The organism is Klebsiella sp. 141203 (assembly GCF_032601985.1).
Lineage (GTDB): Bacteria > Pseudomonadota > Gammaproteobacteria > Enterobacterales > Enterobacteriaceae > Klebsiella > Klebsiella aerogenes.
This window is the reverse complement of sequence record NZ_JAQIRL010000001.1, coordinates 536,434-555,833: the sequence shown is the minus strand read 5'-3', so window position 1 is coordinate 555,833 and position 19,400 is coordinate 536,434. Positions and strand designations below refer to the sequence as shown.

Below are 19,400 nucleotides of genomic sequence, written 5' to 3'. Positions count from 1 at the left end.
ATTAAGAACCTGCGAAAATATGGTGATTAATGGCTGCGGCAAACTGGCTTTGCCTGGGGATGGCAAACCAATGGCAAAGTTGCAAAAAGCGATGATCGCTAAGGCTGTCGCCAAAACCGAGCACCGGGAATTTGCCGCGCTGGGCCTGCAATTTATTTACTAGCCAAGCGACGGCCAACCCTTTATCGACAGGTTCAGGTATCCAGGCAACATTATTACCGTTGCGGTGAAGATAAAAGCCCTGCAGGGTGAAGCGCTGCGTCAGCCAGTCGGCAAAGGCGTAAAGTTCGGCGATTCTGGTGCTGTCGCGATGTTTCATCACCAGGTAAACGGGCACTTCGTCATACTCTTTGTTGATGCGCGCCCAGCCGTCGACGCCTTGAATAGCCATCTGGGTAGTGATGTCGTGTTGCATGGCTGTCAGTTTGTCAGCATACGGCGCCAGGTTAGCCAACATATGCTGTTGCCACTCAGCATCCGCTAGCCCTTCAGGCGTGATGATGACCGCGCCGTGGGTGGTTATAGCCCATGAGTCAAACGCGATTTGCACCCGCGCCAACTCTTCGCTTCCTCTGGCGGTGACGGGGATCAGTTCGGCGTGTTCCAGCAGCCAATCGACGAGCATGGCCTGCTCTTCGTTCATATAGCTGCGTGGACGCATTTCCCGGTCCAGCGCGGCGCAACGAAAGGGGGCCGCAGAGAGTTCATTGACCATCTTTCGTCTGGTCTGAAATAACGTATCGTCGAGATCGGAAAATACTACCGGCTTATTCATAAGATAAAATCTCCAGTCGCGAACAAAGCGACTCCAGCGCGTGTACCAGGTGGGGATCAACGCTTTCCTTTGGGGTCTCAATACATAAAATAATGCGATCGAAACGCTGGTGGGCGACGTTGTAGACAAAGTTTGGGATGCCCAGCCCGTAATTATCGTTAAATGACAGCAGCGATTGGATGGCCATGCCGGGCGCAATCGGCGAGCGACTAGTGGCGCTGAACTTAATGCTGGCCCCTTGCTGCTCAAGACGCTCAGCTAGCAAAAATGGTTCCCAGACAAACTCACCGCTGCCTAGTACCAGGATAGTTTCGCCTGTGGCTGCGACGATCTCGCAGCCGAGGTCAGCGGCGGGACGTATCATTCCCAGGCGCCCCCACGTCTGGCGCCGTGAAAGGGTATACTCTCCACGCGAGGTAATATTGACGGCAGGCATTTCAGGAGGCGTAGCGTTGGACTGTGGATGCCATTCCCAGCGTCCTTTAACTAACGCGACCTGGCTGACAGGCAGGTTACAACGCCTGGCGAAGGCATCGCCGCTCCAGTCGGTGAGGGTCACGGAGACAACCCTTTGCAAATGTGTCAGATGCGGGTGCAACGCGGACACAAGATTGATGAAGGTATTACCGGTCGTTGCTTCATCATCGATGAGCACCAGAGTTTTTGCTTCCAGCACCCGTCGGCGCATTTCTCGATCGTCGGGGAGATAAATCAAATGGTCCGTGGCATGGCTATGAGCTTCTTTAAATTCGCACAGCAGTTCCGCCTCTTGCGGATGACGCGTAGAGGTGAGATAGATTGCCTGGTCAACACGTTTGCGGAGTTCGTCAAACACGCCTGCGCCGAGGCCAACGGCAGTCTCAGCCATCCCTACGAACAACACCGGCCCGGCGAGGTCGGCGGGGAAACCAACGGCAAGTCGCTGGTAAACTGCGCGCATCGTTGCCGGCGAAACAGGGATATGTCGACCTAACACCTGACTGACAAACAGAAATGCCCGTTTAGGATTGCGCCGTTCAGCGATGTCAAACAGTGCATGAAGTTCGTTATCCTCGCCGTGGTGAAACACGCGTAATTCGCCGCTTGAGAGCTGACGGCGGTAGCAGTTTTCGTGTTTCATCATTTCACCTCCGCATTGTACGAAGGCGCAAGAACGTTGTTGAGTTGCTGAGGGTATCGCCTGCTCTCTGTCATTACTCTGATGGTTGCAGGGGTGAACTGATGCGCTACGCGCCGTATGATGTCATCCGCTGTCAGTAAATCCAGCCGCTGCGCGGCGAACAACCCGGGCAGATTAACGCCGCTGTGACGGGTATAACCAATACCACCGGAAGGGCGTAGATTTATTTCCAGTAAAAGTGGTTTGCCTTCTGTATCGTTCCGGGTCTGCACGTTAACCAGGCCATCAGCGTGCAGTGCTTCGGCGCAGGCGCAGGCAAGTTCTATCGCCGGCCCTCTATTTTCCAGATACTGCAGCGCGCCTTCTTTTCGTCTACCAATGGCTGTCAGTACTTTGCCGTGACTAAGCAGCATGTCGACAGAGTATTCGGGCCCGGGTAACCAGGGCATGAGGGTCAGTGGAGTAAACACCTCACTGGTCTTAACGGCGGCAAGATACTGTTCCGGCTGAATACGTCGTTGTTCCGGGTGGTTAATAATATCTGTAGAAAGCGCGTGCTCATCAAATAGCCAAAACCCCATGCCATAAATACCGGTCACGGGTTTCACACATAAACGGCAACCGGGAAAAGGTGACGCTTTGAGGAGATATTCCAGCGTGTTGGTATCAGTTACTCGAATGGATGGCACCACGGGAAGCCCATACGCTTGCATGGCTTTTGCAAAGCTGACTTTGTCATCGGCAATATCAAACGTGGATACCTGGCTTGCGCCCGTGGTGAGACTCACGCCTAGCGCTTCAATTTGGCGTCGGTGCTGTTCGTACCAACGGCACGCTTTGCCAACCTGAATGGCGGATATGCCATATTCTTTTGTTATTGATGAAATAAATGACATTCTTGAATTGATGTCTATGGGTTCACTTAATGAAAAATGTGCCGTTGATAATATTTCATGTCGTGATTGACTATGTGAAGCGTAGGTGGTTATTGGGTGTTTGTTATTATTGATTGTGAAATCATTAATGCCGAAAATGATATCGCGTTGGGAGGCGAGCCCCTCCATAATCCATATTTTTCTTTCCATTAATATTACTTCCACGCGTCCAGCGTTAAATTTAACTGGAGTCTAGGTTCGCTATAATGGCATGTCAATCATAATATGAGGTGCTTTTTTGTTTTCGGAATGAGTATTTGTGCAGTGAATATTTTTATATTTTTTAATGATTTTGGGAATGCATTGCTATCAGTGGCGTATTTTTCTTTTCCCTAATTTTATAAATTGCCTTGTCTCAGTTCTTTATCATGATATGATTTTTTTCGAGTCTTTAATGCATATTGATTTGCTAAATATATTTTTTATAGGGAATAATAAATGGTCTCACTTACTAAGAATCAGACAATTTCATTAAGCAAAGCGTCTCCGGCATTATCGCAGCTGACTTTCGGTTTAGGCTGGGATCCGCTGCAGGCGAAGAAAAAAGGGTTATTCGGCGGATTGTTCTCCGGTGGCGCCGGTTCTATCGACCTTGATGCCAGCTGCATTCTATTGAATAAGTATGGCAACGTGCTGGATACCATTTGGTTTGGACAGCTGAAATCTCGCTGTGGCGCTGTCGTTCATAGCGGTGATAATTTAACTGGAGAGGGTGAGGGTGATGATGAAGTCATTCGCGTCAATCTGGAAAAACTTTCCGCTAATGTGGAGTATCTGGCTTTTACCGTCAATAGTTTTCGCGGCCAAACTTTTAACGAAGTTGAGAATGCCCATTGCCGCGTGCTCGATCAAAATAATCAGGAGTTGGCCCGCTACCAGCTAACCGAGCAAGGTTCTCATACCGGTATTATTATTGCTTCATTAAGCCGTCAGAATGGCAGTTGGGATTTTACCGCCCATGGTCAAGCTGCTCAGGGGCGCACTATCGAAGATATGGAAAGTGACGTATTACGCATTGTGGTGCGCTAATGAAATTATTACCCGGAGGAAATAGCGCGGTTCCTGCAGCTAATCTTAGTATCAAAATAAGCGCGGGAAGCGGTGTTGATGTGTCGTCATTTCGTCTCTATACCAATAATAAAGTGAGAGGCGATGCGGATATGTGTTTTTACGGCCAGCCGCGGAATGATGATAATACCATACAGGTTAGCGCTAATAATTCTGTTACTGTATTTCAGGTTGCATTAGGGCTGCTGCAGGCGGACGTCCAAAAGGTGGCATTTACCGCAACCTGCGATAATAACAGGACTATCGGTGAATTAGGCCATTTGACTATCGCGGTGGAGCATAACGGCAATACGCTGATTGACTGTCAGGTCGATGTTCACGGTCGAAATGAAGCCGCGCTGATTCTGGGCGAGTTTTACCGGCGTAATGGCGAGTGGAAGTTTCGCTTTGTCGCTCAGGGTTTTACGGGCGGACTAAAACCGCTCGCTGAATACTATGGCGTTGATATTGCCGATGAAGTTACACCTCCTGCTGCTGAAGCCGCGAAAGTGAACCTCAGCAAAGTCACTTTGACTAAAGAGAAACCGGCAATCAGCCTCGCTAAACGAGACGACTATGGCGAGATACGCGTTAATCTGAATTGGCATCGCCAAAGCTCGGCCACAGGCTTATTTGGTTCATTATTAGGGGGAGGGGCCAGCAACGTTGATCTGGATCTTGGCGCTTTTGTCGAATTAAAAAATGGCGATTTAAGCGTAGTTCAGGCATTGGGTAATGCATTTGGGCGATATCAACAACCGCCCTTTATTCAGCTTCAGGGTGACGATCGTACGGGGGCTGTTAACGATGGCGAATGGATCTGTATCAATGGCAGCGAATGGCAAAATATTCAGCAGATATTAATCTACGCCTTTATTTATGAAGGCGTTGCCAGTTGGGATAAAACAGATGGCGTAGTTACGCTACATGTCCCCGGCCAGCCGCCAATCGAAACCCGACTGACCGAAGGCAATAATCGTCGAACAATGTGCGCTATTGCTCGCTTAGTCAATGACAACGGCGCCATAAAAGTTGAGCGTATAAATCAATATTTCACCGGCCATAAAGAGATGGATCGCGCATTCGGTTGGGGATTCCGCTGGCGAGCAGGTTCTAAATAAAGAAAACCAAGTGAGGGAACGATGGGATTATTTAATAAAGTAAAATCGACATTGAACGCCAGCCGCGATGAACTGGTCAAACAGGTTGGGCGTTTTAAAAATAAGAAATTCATGCAGGGAACGGTTGCGGTATGTGCTCGCATTGCCGTTTCCAGCGATGGTGTTAGCGCCGAAGAAAAACAGAAAATGATGGGCTTTCTTCGTTCGTCGGAGGAAATGAAAGTTTTTGATACCAACGAAGTGATCGACTTTTTTAATAAATTGGTATCCAGCTTCGATTTCGATATGGAAATCGGCAAAGGCGAAACCATGAAATATATTCTGGCTTTAAAAGATCAGCCAGATGCAGCTCAACTGGCCGTGCGAGTAGGCATTGCGGTGGGCAAAAGCGATGGCCATTTCGACCCGGATGAACAGGCGGCAACCCGAGAAATAATCGCTGCGCTCGGTTTTAACGCTGAAGAGTTTGGTCTTTAACCCCAGCATTTAAAGGTATTTCATGGTCTCCACGCATTTAGGTTTTCCCGTTGAAACGGTGAGCGTTTTTATTATTCTCGCCATTGGGGCGATCGTTATCGACCTCGTAATGCATCGTAACGATAGCGTCATATCGCTGAAAAGCGCGGCACTATGGTCACTATTTTGGGTTGTGGTGGCAATGGCTTTTGCCGGATTTCTGCTGGTGCACCACGGCGCGGAAGTGGCTAGTTTGTTTGTCACCGGTTATGCCTTAGAAAAGGTGCTTTCGGTCGACAACCTTTTTGTCATGATGGCGATTTTTTCCTGGTTTGGCATTCCGGAGCGCTATCGTCACCGTGTCCTTTACTGGGGCGTCATTGGGGCAATTATTTTCCGCGGCATTTTTGTCGCCATTGGCACAGGACTGTTAGCGCTGGGGCCTTACGTTGAAATTGTCTTCGCTTTAATTGTTCTCTGGACTGCGGTCATGATGTTAAAGAGCGGAGAAGAAAGAGATGAAATTGAAGATTACTCGCAGCATCTCGCTTATCGTCTGGTAAAACGTCTGTTTCCTATCTGGCCAAAGTTAGTGGGCCATGCTTTTTTACTTACCAGTAAAGAGGTCGAGCGTGAACGGGCGAAACCGGAGAATAAAGATATCGTAATTAGTGCCGGTAAGCGTCTGGCGTTATATGCAACGCCGCTGATGTTGTGTGTGGCGGTAGTGGAACTCTCTGACGTGATGTTCGCGTTTGATTCCGTGCCGGCCATCATTGCAATAAGCCAGGAACCGCTTATTGTCTACAGCGCTATGATGTTTGCCATCCTTGGTTTACGTACCCTGTATTTTGTACTGGAGGCGTTAAAGCAATATTTGGTGCATCTTGAAAAAGCGGTCATCGTATTACTTTTCTTTATTGCCTTTAAACTTGGTCTGAATGCCACCGATCATCTTTGGCGCCATGGCTATAGTATTTCGGTTACCGCCAGTCTGTATGTCGTTCTGGTGGTGCTTATTCTTGGGATTGTCGCTAGTTTTGTATTTCAGGAAAAAAACGAGGAACAGCCGGGAGGTAGTTAATTCTTTGCACTGTCCTTATTCATGTTCACTTTAAAAAGGATTTAATATGAGCGTATCACTATCAAAAGGCGGTAACGTTTCTCTTAGCAAAAGCGATCCGTCAATGAAAAATGTGCTGGTTGGATTAGGGTGGGATGTTCGTACCACCGACGGCCAGGATTTTGACCTCGACGCTTCCGCCTTCCTGTTATCTGAGACAGGAAAGGTGCGCAGCGACAGCGATTTCATCTTCTACAACAACTTAAAATCGGCAGATGGTTCGGTCACTCATACCGGTGATAACCGGACCGGTGAAGGAGACGGCGATGATGAATCGCTGATCGTCAAACTGGATATGATCCCCGCGAATGTCGCGAAAATTATCTTTGTGGTGACCATTCACGACGCGCAAATGCGTCGCCAAAGCTTCGGTCAGGTTTCTGGCGCTTTTATTCGTTTGGTCAACAACGATTCGCAGCATGAAGTAGCCCGCTATGATTTGACCGAAGACGCTTCCAGCGAAACGGCGATGCTTTTCGGCGAACTTTATCGCCATAACGGCGAGTGGAAGTTCCGTGCCGTCGGTCAGGGATACGCAGGCGGCTTGTCCAGCGTCTGTGCCCAGTATGGAATCAACGCATCGTGATTCGAGCTGCCTGATTGCGAATCGGGCAATACGGTAGATTTATAACAGGAGGTTTAAATGGCTGTTTCCCTGGTTAAGGGTGGTAACGTATCACTCACTAAAGAAGCGCCGTCGATGAATATCGCGATGGTGGGGTTAGGTTGGGATGCTCGGGTCACTGACGGGCAGGGCTTCGACCTTGACGCGTCGGTCTTTATGGTTGGCGAGGATGGCAAGGTGCTCTCGGATGCGAATTTCATCTTCTTTAATAACAAGAAGAGCCCTTGCGGCGGTGTTGAGCACCAGGGTGATAACCGTACCGGTGAAGGAGACGGCGATGATGAACAGGTCAAAATCACGCTTTCCCAAGTTGCCGCAGAGGTGAAAAAACTGGTTTTCTCGGTCACCATCTACGACGCCGAAGCCCGTAAGCAGAACTTCGGTATGGTACAGAATAGCTATATGCGCGTGTATAACCACGACAATGGTGAAGAAATCGCGCGTTTTGATCTGTCGGAAGATGCATCAACGGAAACGGCGATGATCTTTGGCGAACTGTATCGTCACGGTGCTGAATGGAAATTTAAAGCGGTAGGTCAGGGATTCGCTGGCGGTCTGGCGGCGTTAGCTTCCGCGCATGGCGTTAGCGTTTAATTCTTGGCAAGAATAAAACCTCCCGCTGGTGCGGGAGGTTTGTTTTATTAGGCTGCAACCACGCTGTCGATCGCCGCTTTGGCATCGGACTGCGCTTTGGCCGCAACTTCTGGACCATAAGCAATACCCTCTGCAAACACGAAGTTCACGTCGGTGATGCCGATGAAGCCAAGGAAGGTGGTCAGATACGGCGTAACCAGGTCGGTCGGCGTATCTTTATGGATACCACCGCGGCTGGTTAGCACTACCGCACGTTTGCCGGTAACCAGACCTTCAGGCCCCTTCTCGGTGTAACGGAAGGTGACGCCTGCGCGGGCAACCAGGTCAAAATAGTTTTTCAGCTGAGTCGGGATGTTGAAGTTGTACATCGGCGCAGCGATAACAATCACATCGTTAGCTTTCAGTTCAGCGATCAGCTCATCGGAGAGTGCCAGCGCTTCCTGCTGACGCGCAGTCAACTGTGCATCGCTCGGACGCAGCGCGCCAACCAGTTCACCATCCAGTACCGGAATCGGGTTTGCCGCCAGATCGCGCACGGTGATAACGTCGCCTGCGTGTTTTTCGCGCCATTGTTCAACAAAATAGTCGGACAGTTGGCCGGATTGCGAGTACCCTGCAAGAATACTGGACTTCAGAACTAATACTTTGCTCATGGGTGTTTCCTTTTAATGTGATTGACGGGTCAATGCCCTGGTGCTTGATGACACTGTATTCACAATCATGCCGCAGAGATAGCGCAATATATCGAATCCTATGTTCAGTTTTTTTGAACAAGGCATGAATTCTACAGATGTGGTAATCTACAGCAATATTTCATGAGAGATTTTTCCGGCAGAGCACTGCCCGATAACGCTATGACAGAACAACAAAAAATCACTTTCTCGCAGCTCTATGAACGGCTCGATGGTCTGATGCTGCGCGATAAATCGCGCTACAGCCGCCGCCTGCATGGCGCAAAGAAGGTTAAAAATCCTGATGCCCAGCAGGCCATTCTCCACGAGATGGCGCAGGAGATAGAACAGGCCGCAGGGAAAGTCCTGCTACGCGAAGCCGCGCGTCCGGCAATTACCTATCCGGAAAACCTGCCGGTTAGCCAGAAAAAACAAGAAATTCTCGAAGCGGTGCGCGATCACCAGGTGGTGATCGTCGCCGGGGAGACCGGTTCTGGCAAAACCACTCAGTTACCCAAAATTTGCATGGAGCTGGGGCGCGGCCTGAAAGGCCTGATTGGCCACACCCAGCCGCGTCGACTGGCGGCGCGAACCGTCGCTAACCGTATTGCCGAAGAGCTGCAGAGCGAGCCAGGCGGCTGTATCGGTTATAAAGTCCGCTTCAGCGACCACGTCAGCGAAAACACCATGGTTAAGCTGATGACCGACGGTATCCTGCTGGCGGAAATCCAGCAGGATCGCCTGCTGATGCAGTATGACACCATCATTATTGATGAGGCGCACGAGCGCAGTCTGAACATTGATTTTCTGCTGGGCTATCTGAAAGAGCTCCTGCCGCGCCGCCCGGACCTGAAAATCATCATAACCTCCGCAACCATCGACCCGGAACGTTTCTCGCGCCATTTTAATCATGCGCCGATTATCGAAGTTTCCGGGCGGACTTACCCGGTTGATGTACGTTATCGTCCGATTGTTGAAGAGGCGGACGATACCGAACGCGATCAGCTCCAGGCGATTTTTGATGCCGTCGATGAACTGGGGCGCGAAAGCCCCGGCGATATCCTGATCTTTATGAGCGGCGAGCGGGAAATCCGCGATACCGCAGATGCGTTGAATAAGCTCAATCTGCGTCATACCGAAGTGCTGCCGCTGTATGCTCGTTTATCAAACAGTGAGCAAAACCGGGTCTTCCAGTCCCATAGCGGGCGGCGTATTGTCCTGGCAACCAACGTTGCTGAAACCTCGCTAACGGTTCCGGGTATCAAATACGTTATCGATCCGGGTACCGCGCGCATCAGTCGCTATAGCTACCGTACAAAAGTGCAGCGCCTGCCTATCGAGCCGGTATCACAGGCCTCTGCTAATCAGCGTAAAGGCCGCTGCGGACGTGTGTCAGAAGGTATCTGTATCCGTCTTTACTCGGAAGACGATTTCCTGTCGCGGCCGGAATTTACCGACCCGGAAATTCTGCGTACCAACCTGGCGTCGGTCATTCTGCAAATGACCGCCCTGGGGCTGGGCGATATCGCCGCGTTTCCGTTTGTCGAAGCGCCGGATAAGCGCAACATCCAGGATGGCGTGCGTCTGTTAGAAGAGCTCGGCGCCATCACTACCGATGAGCAGGCAACGGCTTATAAACTAACCCCACTGGGCCGCCAGCTTAGCCAGCTACCGGTGGATCCTCGTCTGGCGCGGATGGTGCTGGAAGCGCAGAAACATGGCTGCGTGCGTGAAGCGATGATTATCACTTCCGCGCTGTCGATTCAGGATCCGCGCGAGCGCCCCATGGACAAGCAGCAGGCGTCTGATGAAAAGCATCGTCGCTTCCACGATAAAGAGTCTGATTTCCTTGCGTTTGTCAATTTGTGGAACTATCTCGGCGAACAGCAAAAGGCGCTCTCCTCGAATCAGTTCCGCCGCCAGTGCCGGGTGGATTTCCTCAACTATTTACGCGTGCGCGAATGGCAGGATATTTACACCCAACTGCGCCAGGTAGTGAAAGAACTCGGCCTGCCGATCAACAGCGAGCCGGCGGAGTACCGGGAGATTCATACCGCGCTGCTGACCGGTTTGTTGTCGCATATCGGGATGAAAGACTCTGATAAACAAGAGTATACCGGCGCCCGTAATGCCCGGTTCTCTATCTTCCCCGGCTCCGGTCTATTCAAGAAACCACCGAAGTGGACGATGGTCGCGGAACTGGTGGAGACCAGCCGCCTGTGGGGGCGCATCGCCGCCCGCATTGAGCCGGAGTGGGTCGAGCCGGTAGCGCAGCATCTGATCAAACGTTCATACAGCGAACCGCACTGGGAGCGGTCGCAGGGCGCGGTAATGGCGACAGAAAAGGTTACCGTCTACGGTCTGCCGATCGTCGCCGCGCGTAAAGTGAACTATAGCCAGATTGACCCGGCGCTGTGCCGTGAGCTGTTCATTCGCCACGCGTTGGTAGAGGGCGACTGGCAGACGCGGCATGCTTTCTTCCGCGATAATCTGAAGCTGCGCGCTGAAATCGAAGAGCTGGAGCATAAGTCGCGCCGTCGCGACATCCTGGTGGATGACGAGACCATGTTCGAGTTTTACGACCAGCGCATTAGCCACGATGTCATCTCCGCTCGCCACTTTGATAAGTGGTGGAAGCAGGCCAGCCGCGAAACGCCAGACTTGCTCAATTTTGAAAAGAGCATGCTGATTAAAGAGGGGGCTGAGCAGGTCAGTAAACTGGACTACCCGAATTTCTGGCATCAGGGCAATCTTAAACTGCGTCTTAGCTATCAGTTTGAACCCGGTGCGGATGCCGATGGCGTAACGGTTCATATTCCGCTGCCGTTGCTCAACCAGGTAGAGGAAGCCGGATTTGAATGGCAGATCCCCGGCCTGCGTCGCGAGCTGGTCATCGCGTTAATTAAATCGTTGCCGAAACCCGTTCGGCGTAATTTTGTCCCGGCGCCTAATTACGCCGAGGCGTTTTTAGGCCGCGCGACGCCGCTGGCGTTGCCTCTGCTGGATTCGCTGGAGCGTGAGTTGCGTAAAATGACCGGCGTGACCATCGACCGCGAATCCTGGCAGTGGGATCAGGTGCCCGATCACCTGAAAATCACTTTCCGGGTGGTGGATGACAAAAATAAGAAACTGCAGGAAGGGCGTTCTTTGCAGGCCTTAAAAGACGCGCTAAAAGGTAAAGTTCAGGAGACGCTATCGGCGGTGGCCGACGATGGTATTGAACAGAGCGGGCTACATATCTGGAGTTTCGGCACTCTGGCGGAGAGTTACGAACAGAAGCGCGGCAACTATAAGGTTAAAGCCTGGCCGGCGCTGGTGGACGAGCGTGACAGCGTCGCCATCAAACTGTTTGATAATCCACAGGAACAGCAGCAGGCGATGTGGCGTGGTCTACGCCGTTTGCTGTTGCTTAATATTCCGTCGCCGATTAAATATCTGCACGAGAAACTGCCCAACAAAGCCAAACTGGGACTCTATTTCAACCCGTATGGCAAGGTGCTGGATTTGATTGACGACTGCATCTCCTGTGGTGTTGACAAGCTTATCGATGAAGCCGGCGGCCCGGTGTGGACCGAAGAGGGCTTTAGTAAACTGCACGATAAAGTGCGCGCCGAACTGAACGACACGGTGGTCGATATCGCAAAGCAGGTCGAGCAGATCCTGACGGCGGTGTTTAACATCAATAAGCGTCTGAAAGGGCGGGTAGATATGACGATGGCCCTGGGGCTGTCGGATATTAAAGCGCAGATGGCGGGTCTGGTTTATCGTGGCTTTGTTACCGGCAACGGTTTCCGCCGCCTCGGCGATACGCTGCGTTATCTGCAGGCAATTGAAAAGCGTCTTGAGAAGCTGGCAATCGATCCACACCGTGACCGCGCCCAGATGCTGAAAGTCGAGAGCGTGCAACAGGCGTGGCAGCAGTGGTTGAATAAGCTGCCGCCGAATCGCCGCGATGATGACGACGTACAGGAGATCCGCTGGATGATCGAAGAGCTGCGCGTCAGCTTCTTTGCTCAGCAGTTGGGTACCCCGTATCCGATCTCGGACAAACGCGTGTTACAGGCGATGGAGCAAATTACGCCGTAGCCTGGCTGGTTGTCCCCGGTGGCGCTGCGCTTACCGGGGCTACTCGCTTAAGCGTTTACCCACGCCAGAGTAAAGCCGTCCCAGCCTTTAGTACCCACGGTCTGCAGCGCCGTTGCCGTCAACCGTGGCTCGGCGCCCATCATCTCAATGAATTGACGCACGCCCTGAACGCGCTCGTCGGCGCTCTGTGGGTTAACCACTTCGCCGTCGCGTACCACGTTATCGCCAATAATTAAGGTTCCTGGGCGGGAATAACGTAGCGCCCAGCGCAGATAATGGGGATTATTCGGCTTATCGGCATCGATGAAGATCAGGTCGAAAGCGGGACATTCGCCAAGCGCCTCCAGAGACTGTAGCGCCGGCCCCTCCCGCAGCGTGACCCGCTGGTCAACGCCCGCCAGCTGCAGATTCTCCCGCGCCACCTGGGCATGATGCGCGTCGGCCTCCAGCGTGAGTAGTTGGCCGTCGGCAGGAAGCTCGCGCGCCATCCAGATGGTGCTATAGCCGCCGAGAGTACCGATCTCCAGTATCCGCTTAGCTTGGGTAAGCCTTACCAGCAGGGCGAGAAACTGCCCCTGATTGGCGGCGACATCGTGTGCCGGCAGCCCGGCTCGATGGTTGTTTTCCAGTACCCGATCGAGCATAGGATCGCCGGGGATTAAGGCCTCAATCAAATAATTGTCTACTGCCGACCACTGTTGTTGCATATGACGCTTCCCCATTTAGCTCCCTGATGAGTCAGACCAGCCGCCTCCCAGCGCCCGGTACAAATCAATCTGCGCCAGCAGCAGGTTATTTTTCACCTGCACCACGCTCAACTGAGTGGAGAATAACGTACGTTGCGCATCCAACACGTCCAGATAGGAAGAATAGCCGTTACGATAGCGGTTCTGCGCGATACGCAACGTTTCTGCGGCGACCGATTCCTGCTCCTGGAGCTCGCTTAACTGTTCGCCGTAGCGGCTGATGGCATCCAGGCTATCGTTCACCTCTTTGAACGCGCCGCGTACCGTTTTCTCATATCCGTATAACGCCTGATTGCGCTGGGCCATCGAGACATCAACCTGCGCATTTAGCGCCTGGCGGTTGAGTAACGGCGCCAGAATACTGCCGCCAAGGCTCCATAACCGCAGCGGGTTGTCGAGCAGATCCGGCAGCGTTCTGTCCTGCAGGCTGCCGGTGGCGGTCAGGTTGATGGAAGGCAGCAACTGCGCCTGCGACGACGCGAGGGTGGCATCAGCGGCCACCAGTTGGTGTTGAGCCTGCACAATGTCCGGACGGCGGCTCATTAGCGTCGAGGGTAGCTGTGAGGGCAGGCGTAGCGGGCTAAGTTGGGCGAACTCGTTACGTTTTACCGCACCGGGATTGTCGCCCAAGAGAACGCTCAGGGCGTTCTCTTGTTGCGCGATTTGATGCTGCAATGGCGGGATCTGCGCCCGCGTCGAGCGCAGTTCGGAATCCGCCTGCATGAGCTCCAGGCGCGAGGTATAGCCGGTTTCATACTGCCGTTTAGCCAGATTCCACGCATCTTCTCGCGATTTCAGCGTTTGGCGGGTGACCCGCAACTGCTCGTCTAATGACAACAAGGTGACGTAGCCGACGGCGACCGATGACGCTACGGTGAGATTAGCCGCGGCGGCAGCGGCTTTCTGCGCTTCAAGGCTGGCTTCGGCGGCGCTGGCGGCGCTGCGGTTGGCCCCCCAAATATCGACGTCATAGCTGGCGGTCAGGCCGCCTTTGTACAGCGTGCTGTGGATGGGCAGACCGGTCGCGGCGGACTGTGCGCGAGCGCGGGTACCGGTCAGGCTGGCATCAAGCGAGGGGAATAAGCTGCTATCAGCAGCGTACGCGCGCGCCTGATATTCGTTAACCCGCTCGCGGGCGATCAGGACGTCGCTGTTGTAGCGTAACGCCCGATCGACATACTGATTAAGCGCGCTATCGTGAAAATTGCGCCACCACACGCCTTCCACCGGGCTGGAAGGCCCCACATCGGCACGCCAGGCGGCAGGGATCGCCAGTGAGGGCTCCGCACGTGGTACATCGGCAGACTGACAACCGACCAGCGCCAGCGCCACGGCAAGCGTTAACGGGCGGATCATTGTTTATTCTCCGCGCGGGTATCAATCGTCACCTGCACCGACATTCCCGGGCGCAGACGATGGCTGTTTTTCTGCCCCTCATCGACCGCGATACGGACAGGGATCCGCTGGGCGATTTTGACAAAGTTGCCGGTCGCGTTATCCGGCGAGATCGCGCTGAATTCGACGCCGGTCGCAGGCGAAATACTTTGTACCTTGCCGTGGAAGGTTTCGCTGTTCAGCGCATCGACCGAGAAGGTGACCGGCTGGCCGACGCGCACCTCGGCAAGCTGCGTCTCTTTCAGGTTGGCGATAACCCAGTGCTGAGGCGGTACCAGCGAGGTCAAATGCGTACCGGCGCTGACATAGGCGCCGAGGCGTACGGAGATCTGCCCCAGTTGCCCGGTCGTCGGGGCGATAATCCGCGTATTCTGCAGGTCGATTTCGGCAAGCTCCAGCGCCGCTTTGGCACTGGCCACATCGGCCTCCAGCGAATCGCGATTGACGATAGTGGACTGCAGATCCTGGCGCGACATCTCCAGTGTGGCTTTCGCCTGTTCGATATCGGCTGCGCCCTGAGCCGCGCTGGCCCGCGCGGAGTCGCGTTCGCGAATGGATAACGACCCATCCGCGGTAAGCTCCTGTACGCGTTTTAAATCGGCCTGGGTTTTCTGATTCTGCGCGCGGGCGTTTTGCAAGGCGGCCTCGTTTTTGACGATCGTCGCTTCGGCGCTTTTCCGCTGCTGCTGGTTGTTTTTCAGCGCCGCTTGTTTCATCGCCAACGTGGCCTGCGCCTGGTGTACCCGCTGCTTATAAATGCGATCGTCAATCTGGAACAGCACCTGTCCCGGCTGAACGGTATCGAAATCTTTGACGTTCACCGCGGTGATATACCCGTTAACCTGCGGGCTGATAAACGTCGTCTGACCGCGCACATAAGCGTTATCGGTAAACTGACTATGCCGGGTGAAAGGGGGCAACTGCCAGGCGTAAAGAATCACCAATACGCCGACGATGCCGATCGCCGCGGCGGTAAAAATAGACACCACGCGGATGTTGTTTCGGGTATTGGCCTGTTGCCTGGCCGCGTCCTGCTGACTCATAACCACTCCAGAGTAAAAATTATCTTATTATTTGTTGCCGGTTGCGCGTTTTAACGCGATACGGGCGGTGATTCGCAATCTGATTAAGCGCCAGAAAATCCACACCAGCGTTGCGGCAGAGATCGCCGCCGTCAGGAGATAAGTGTCATTGTAGGCGAGAATATTGGCCTGTAGCGTCGAGGCGTTTTGCAGCAACGTGGTAGCCTGCACATTCAATAGCGTGCTGTCGCCAATCTGGCTTTGATACATCTGGCTGTACTGCTGCAGTCGCTCGGCGATTAACGGGTTCAACGTGGTTATCTGATCGGCCAACTGACTGGAATGAAATTTTTCACGCCAGGTCTGAAAAGTACCGAGGATAGCTGAGCCGAGCAGGCCGCCGATATTTTGGCTCATGCCAAACAGTACCGAGAAGCTAACCAGATTCCGCTGGTCGGCAATCACCCCGCCAATTCCCGCCAGCATGGCCGGCGCCAGGAAGAAGGCGCTGCCGAAGCCAAGTAAAAACTGGCTGAACATCAACTGTTCCGGACGGGTCAGGGCAGTGGACTGGCTATCAAGCAATGACGCAATCATGATCAACGCCAGCGCGGTCGCGGTGGGCCAGTAGAGGCGCTGCGGGTTAAGCGTCAGGCAACTGGCGACGATACCGCAGACGATACCGGCGAAAATAGACCATGCCAGATTGGTCATCTGCTCGTTTTGCAAGCCGACGTACTGCAGCCAGCCGATGACCCCGGTATTCTGTTCCGCCAGCACGATGCGAATCAGCAACATAATCAGTCCCAGACGAAGGATACTGCCGCTGGAAAGCCATTTGGTGTTAAGCAGCGGGTTAGTGCGATTATGCTCGAAGGCGATAGCCGAAACGATCAGCACCACCGCTCCCGCCAGCGACCAGCCAAGCCACGGCGCCTCAAACCACCAGTCCAGACGGCCCAGCGACAGGACCGCGCAGACTAAAGCCATACCGGGAGCCAGCAGGAAGAAGGTAATAAAGTCCTTCTTCTCAAACACCTTTTTGCGGTCGCTTGGCGGCAGTTTCAGCGCGATGACGCAGGCTAGCGACACCAGCGCCAGGCCGAGCTCAAAGAAGTAGAGCCCGCGCCATTCGTCAATCTGCAGCAGTTCGGTCGAGAACAGACGCGCCAGCGGGATCGCCAGCGACGATCCGGTGATCCCAATGGTCAACGCCTTCAGACGGTGGCGCGCCGGCCAGGCCTGCACTTGATAGTAAATTCCCAGTGAACTTAACGCCGCTGCCACCATGCCGTGCGCCGCACGCACCATCATCGCTGAGCTGAGGTCGTTGACGAACAGGTGGAAGAAAGTGACCAGTACATACAGTACCAGGAAGCCTTCAGTAAAGGCGCGCAGGCCAAACTGCTGGCGAAATTTCACCAGCAGCAGATTGATGGAGACGTTAGTCATGACGTAGACCGCCGGCAGCCACGCAATTTCCGTCGACCAGGCGGCAAAAGTGCCCTGCAGCAGCTGCAGGTTGGCGGTAACGACGGCATTACCCAGCGCGCCGGTCAGGCATACCAGCAATCCGACGATGCCGTAAGCGACACGTTTTGGCGTACTGTGGATGGGCGTCGACGGTGAACCGAGCATCGCCGGTTTTTCATGCGGCGCCCAGTCGTGGGGCACATAGGGATTAGCATCGCGACGAGGCATTATTTCTTTTCCACCTCGTGCAGTAGCTTTTCCAGTACCCGGTGGGTTTGCTCACGCTCTTCCGGAGTGATGGCGGTGAGGATCTCCTCGCGCAGGTCGTCGGCGACCGCTTTCACCTGATGGAAAAGCGCCATCCCTTTTGCGGTGGCGACCAACAGACGCTTACGTTTATCGCTGTCAGGCTTAACGCGCTCCACCAGTTCAAGTTCGACCAGGCGGTTAATGAGCGGGACGATGGTGGCGCTTTCGACACCGAGTTCCTGCGCCAGTTCGCTTTGCGATAGGGGCTGCTCGTTGCGGGCAATGGCTGACACCGCCACCCATGACGCCTGGCTCATGCCAAGATTTTTCAACCGCCGGTTAACCGCCAGCCGCCAGTGATGCGCGGTTAAGTATAAGAGATGGGAAAAGTTAAGCTGTCGGTTATCCATGTTCCGCCTACAAATTCATTAGAGCTCTAATGATTTTAGGCGCGGCGATTTACCGATTTCAAGTCACGAAGATAAAAATAGGTTAACGCAATGTGCGTTTTTTGTGGAAAAGGCCGGCTGGCACGTGGAGAAAAAATAAAAAAACCCGGGCGAACCCGGGTTTAGTATCTGGATTAACCGGACATTAGCCCGGGTAGATGCCGCGATCTTTACGTGCCAGCAGGATGCGCTCACAGGCGACGATGTAGGCCGCGGTACGCAGAGAACACGCTTTCTCGGCGGCTTTATCGCAGACGTGAACGATAGCATCGGTCATGATACGGTCCATCTTGGCGTTGATCTCTTCTTCACTCCAGAAGAAGCTCGCCATGTCCTGTACCCATTCGAAGTAGCTGACGGTCACGCCGCCGGCGTTACAGATAACGTCCGGAACCACGATCACCCCGCGGTCGGCCAGCACGTCGTCGGCGTCCGGGTAGGTTGGGCCGTTGGCGCCTTCGAGGATCAGCTTACAGCTGATTTTTTCCGCGCGCTCACGGGTGATTTGGCCTTCCAGCGCCGCCGGGATCAGGATATCCATCTCGGTGGTCCAGAAATCTTCTTTGGCGATTTCACGCGCGCCTGGGAAACCAGCAATCTTCTTGTTCTCGGCCTGCCATGCGGTCAGCGCCTGCATGTCGATACCGCCTTCGTTGAACAGGGTCGCGGTGTGATCCTGGATAACGACAATACGCGCGCCAACGTCGGCGAACAGACGAGCGGCTTCGCTGCCAACGTTACCAAAACCTTGCAGTGCGACTTTCGCGCCTTCGATTTCGATACCGTTACGACGAGCCACTTCACGACCGGTGACGAAGACGCCGCGGCCGGTGGCTTTTTCACGACCCAGCGAACCGCCGAGATGAATCGGCTTACCGGTAACCACGCCGGTGATAGTGGTGCCGTGATTCATGGAGTAGGTGTCCATCATCCACGCCATCACTTTACCGTTGGTGCCAACGTCCGGCGCCGGGATATCTTTCTGTGGCCCAATGATAATGCCGATTTCGCTGGTATAGCGACGAGTCAGACGTTCCAGCTCGCCTTCAGACAGTGAGAACGGGTCGACGCGGATGCCGCCTTTGGCTCCGCCGTAAGGAATATTGACCGCGGCGCACTTAATGGTCATCCAGGCAGAAAGCGCCATTACCTCGTTAAGATCGACATCCGGATGGTAGCGAACACCACCTTTACCCGGTCCACGCGATAGATTGTGCTGTACGCGATAGCCTTCGAAATGGCGGATGGTGCCATCATCCATCTGCACGGGAATATCAACGATCAGCGCGCGTTTCGGGTGACGTAGAGTTTCCACCCAGTAGGCGAGGTCGCCCAGATACGGCGCGACGCGGTCGATCTGGCGCAGGTAAGTGGTCCATGGAGATGTACTACTTTCAGATGCGTAAGATAACTTTTCCATAAGAGTCCTGTATCTCAATGTTATTTGTGTCGTGTAAAACCGTGGAATAGGTACAGCAGTAAAATCTGTGTGATGAATGTTATCACCAATTTT

Annotated in this window: 17 protein-coding genes; 7 read left to right on the top strand and 10 right to left on the bottom strand. The window is 53.6% G+C overall.

Translation table 11 applies throughout. From position 1 onward, the window contains the following. Position 1: 1 nt before the first annotated feature. Genes PGR29_RS02750 through PGR29_RS02740 form a run of 3 tightly spaced genes read right to left on the bottom strand, consistent with a single transcriptional unit; the run spans position 2 to position 2,980 of the window. Entirely contained in the window at positions 2-775 is a 774-nt protein-coding gene (locus tag PGR29_RS02750) for a hypothetical protein (protein ID WP_087859471.1), read from the bottom strand. Beyond that, positions 768-1,898 carry a phosphoribosyltransferase domain-containing protein gene (locus PGR29_RS02745; RefSeq protein WP_316424012.1) on the bottom strand — a complete coding sequence of 377 codons (1,131 nt, stop codon included), beginning with the start codon at positions 1,896-1,898 and terminating at the stop codon, positions 768-770. Before PGR29_RS02745 ends, PGR29_RS02750 begins: the two co-directional genes overlap by 8 nt. Further along, positions 1,895-2,980, bottom strand: a complete 1,086-nt coding sequence (locus PGR29_RS02740; protein ID WP_271032655.1) for an ATP-grasp domain-containing protein — start codon at positions 2,978-2,980, stop codon at positions 1,895-1,897. The genes PGR29_RS02745 and PGR29_RS02740 overlap by 4 nt, the downstream gene beginning before the upstream one ends. Before the next feature lie 288 nt (positions 2,981-3,268). On the opposite strand from PGR29_RS02740, the gene PGR29_RS02735 reads away from it, so the two are divergent. From PGR29_RS02735 to PGR29_RS02710, 6 genes are read left to right on the top strand one after another with little or no spacing between them, the layout of a single operon-like run. Continuing rightward, complete coding sequence (locus PGR29_RS02735) at positions 3,269-3,859, top strand: TerD family protein (RefSeq protein WP_316424011.1); 591 nt, start codon at positions 3,269-3,271, stop codon at positions 3,857-3,859. Continuing rightward, positions 3,859-4,998, top strand: a complete 1,140-nt coding sequence (locus PGR29_RS02730) for a TerD family protein (RefSeq protein ID WP_308958706.1) — start codon at positions 3,859-3,861, stop codon at positions 4,996-4,998. Before PGR29_RS02735 ends, PGR29_RS02730 begins: the two co-directional genes overlap by 1 nt. Positions 4,999-5,019: 21 nt before the next feature. Then, positions 5,020-5,475 carry a tellurite resistance TerB family protein gene (locus PGR29_RS02725; RefSeq protein ID WP_316424010.1) on the top strand — a complete coding sequence of 152 codons (456 nt, stop codon included), beginning with the start codon at positions 5,020-5,022 and terminating at the stop codon, positions 5,473-5,475. Positions 5,476-5,497: 22 nt separating this feature from the next. After that, complete coding sequence (locus tag PGR29_RS02720; RefSeq protein ID WP_316424009.1) at positions 5,498-6,538, top strand: TerC/Alx family metal homeostasis membrane protein; 1,041 nt, start codon at positions 5,498-5,500, stop codon at positions 6,536-6,538. A 46-nt stretch (positions 6,539-6,584) separates the two neighbouring features. Beyond that, the gene (locus PGR29_RS02715) at positions 6,585-7,163 is read left to right on the top strand and encodes a TerD family protein (protein ID WP_087859477.1); all 579 of its coding nucleotides are present in this window, start codon (positions 6,585-6,587) and stop codon (positions 7,161-7,163) included. Positions 7,164-7,220: 57 nt separating this feature from the next. Continuing rightward, positions 7,221-7,796, top strand: coding sequence for a TerD family protein (locus PGR29_RS02710; RefSeq protein ID WP_087859478.1), 576 nt, complete (start codon positions 7,221-7,223; stop codon positions 7,794-7,796). A gap of 47 nt (positions 7,797-7,843) precedes the next feature. On the opposite strand, the gene azoR is transcribed toward PGR29_RS02710, so the two are convergent. Continuing rightward, positions 7,844-8,449 (bottom strand): FMN-dependent NADH-azoreductase, encoded by a 606-nt coding sequence (gene azoR, locus PGR29_RS02705; protein WP_015366346.1) that lies wholly within the window; start codon positions 8,447-8,449, stop codon positions 7,844-7,846. 201 nt (positions 8,450-8,650) lie between these two features. Between azoR and hrpA the strand changes: the two genes are divergently transcribed. Further along, positions 8,651-12,553, top strand: a complete 3,903-nt coding sequence (gene hrpA, locus PGR29_RS02700) for an ATP-dependent RNA helicase HrpA (RefSeq protein WP_316424007.1) — start codon at positions 8,651-8,653, stop codon at positions 12,551-12,553. Positions 12,554-12,600: 47 nt separating this feature from the next. Here the strand turns inward: hrpA and PGR29_RS02695 are convergent, their stop codons facing one another. From PGR29_RS02695 to PGR29_RS02670, 6 genes are all read right to left on the bottom strand, one after another. Continuing rightward, complete coding sequence (locus tag PGR29_RS02695) at positions 12,601-13,275, bottom strand: O-methyltransferase (RefSeq protein ID WP_074160623.1); 675 nt, start codon at positions 13,273-13,275, stop codon at positions 12,601-12,603. Beyond that, entirely contained in the window at positions 13,276-14,655 is a 1,380-nt protein-coding gene (locus PGR29_RS02690) for an efflux transporter outer membrane subunit (RefSeq protein ID WP_316424006.1), read from the bottom strand. Further along, positions 14,652-15,737 (bottom strand): HlyD family secretion protein, encoded by a 1,086-nt coding sequence (locus tag PGR29_RS02685; RefSeq protein ID WP_113373241.1) that lies wholly within the window; start codon positions 15,735-15,737, stop codon positions 14,652-14,654. The genes PGR29_RS02690 and PGR29_RS02685 overlap by 4 nt, the downstream gene beginning before the upstream one ends. Before the next feature lie 27 nt (positions 15,738-15,764). Beyond that, on the bottom strand, positions 15,765-17,417 hold the full coding sequence (locus PGR29_RS02680) for an MFS transporter (RefSeq protein ID WP_049034926.1): 1,653 nt from the start codon (positions 17,415-17,417) through the stop codon (positions 15,765-15,767). Continuing rightward, on the bottom strand, positions 17,417-17,848 hold the full coding sequence (locus PGR29_RS02675; protein ID WP_015366352.1) for a MarR family winged helix-turn-helix transcriptional regulator: 432 nt from the start codon (positions 17,846-17,848) through the stop codon (positions 17,417-17,419). The genes PGR29_RS02680 and PGR29_RS02675 overlap by 1 nt, the downstream gene beginning before the upstream one ends. 184 nt (positions 17,849-18,032) lie before the next feature. After that, the gene (locus PGR29_RS02670) at positions 18,033-19,307 is read right to left on the bottom strand and encodes a Glu/Leu/Phe/Val family dehydrogenase (protein ID WP_015366353.1); all 1,275 of its coding nucleotides are present in this window, start codon (positions 19,305-19,307) and stop codon (positions 18,033-18,035) included. Positions 19,308-19,400 lie beyond the last annotated feature (93 nt).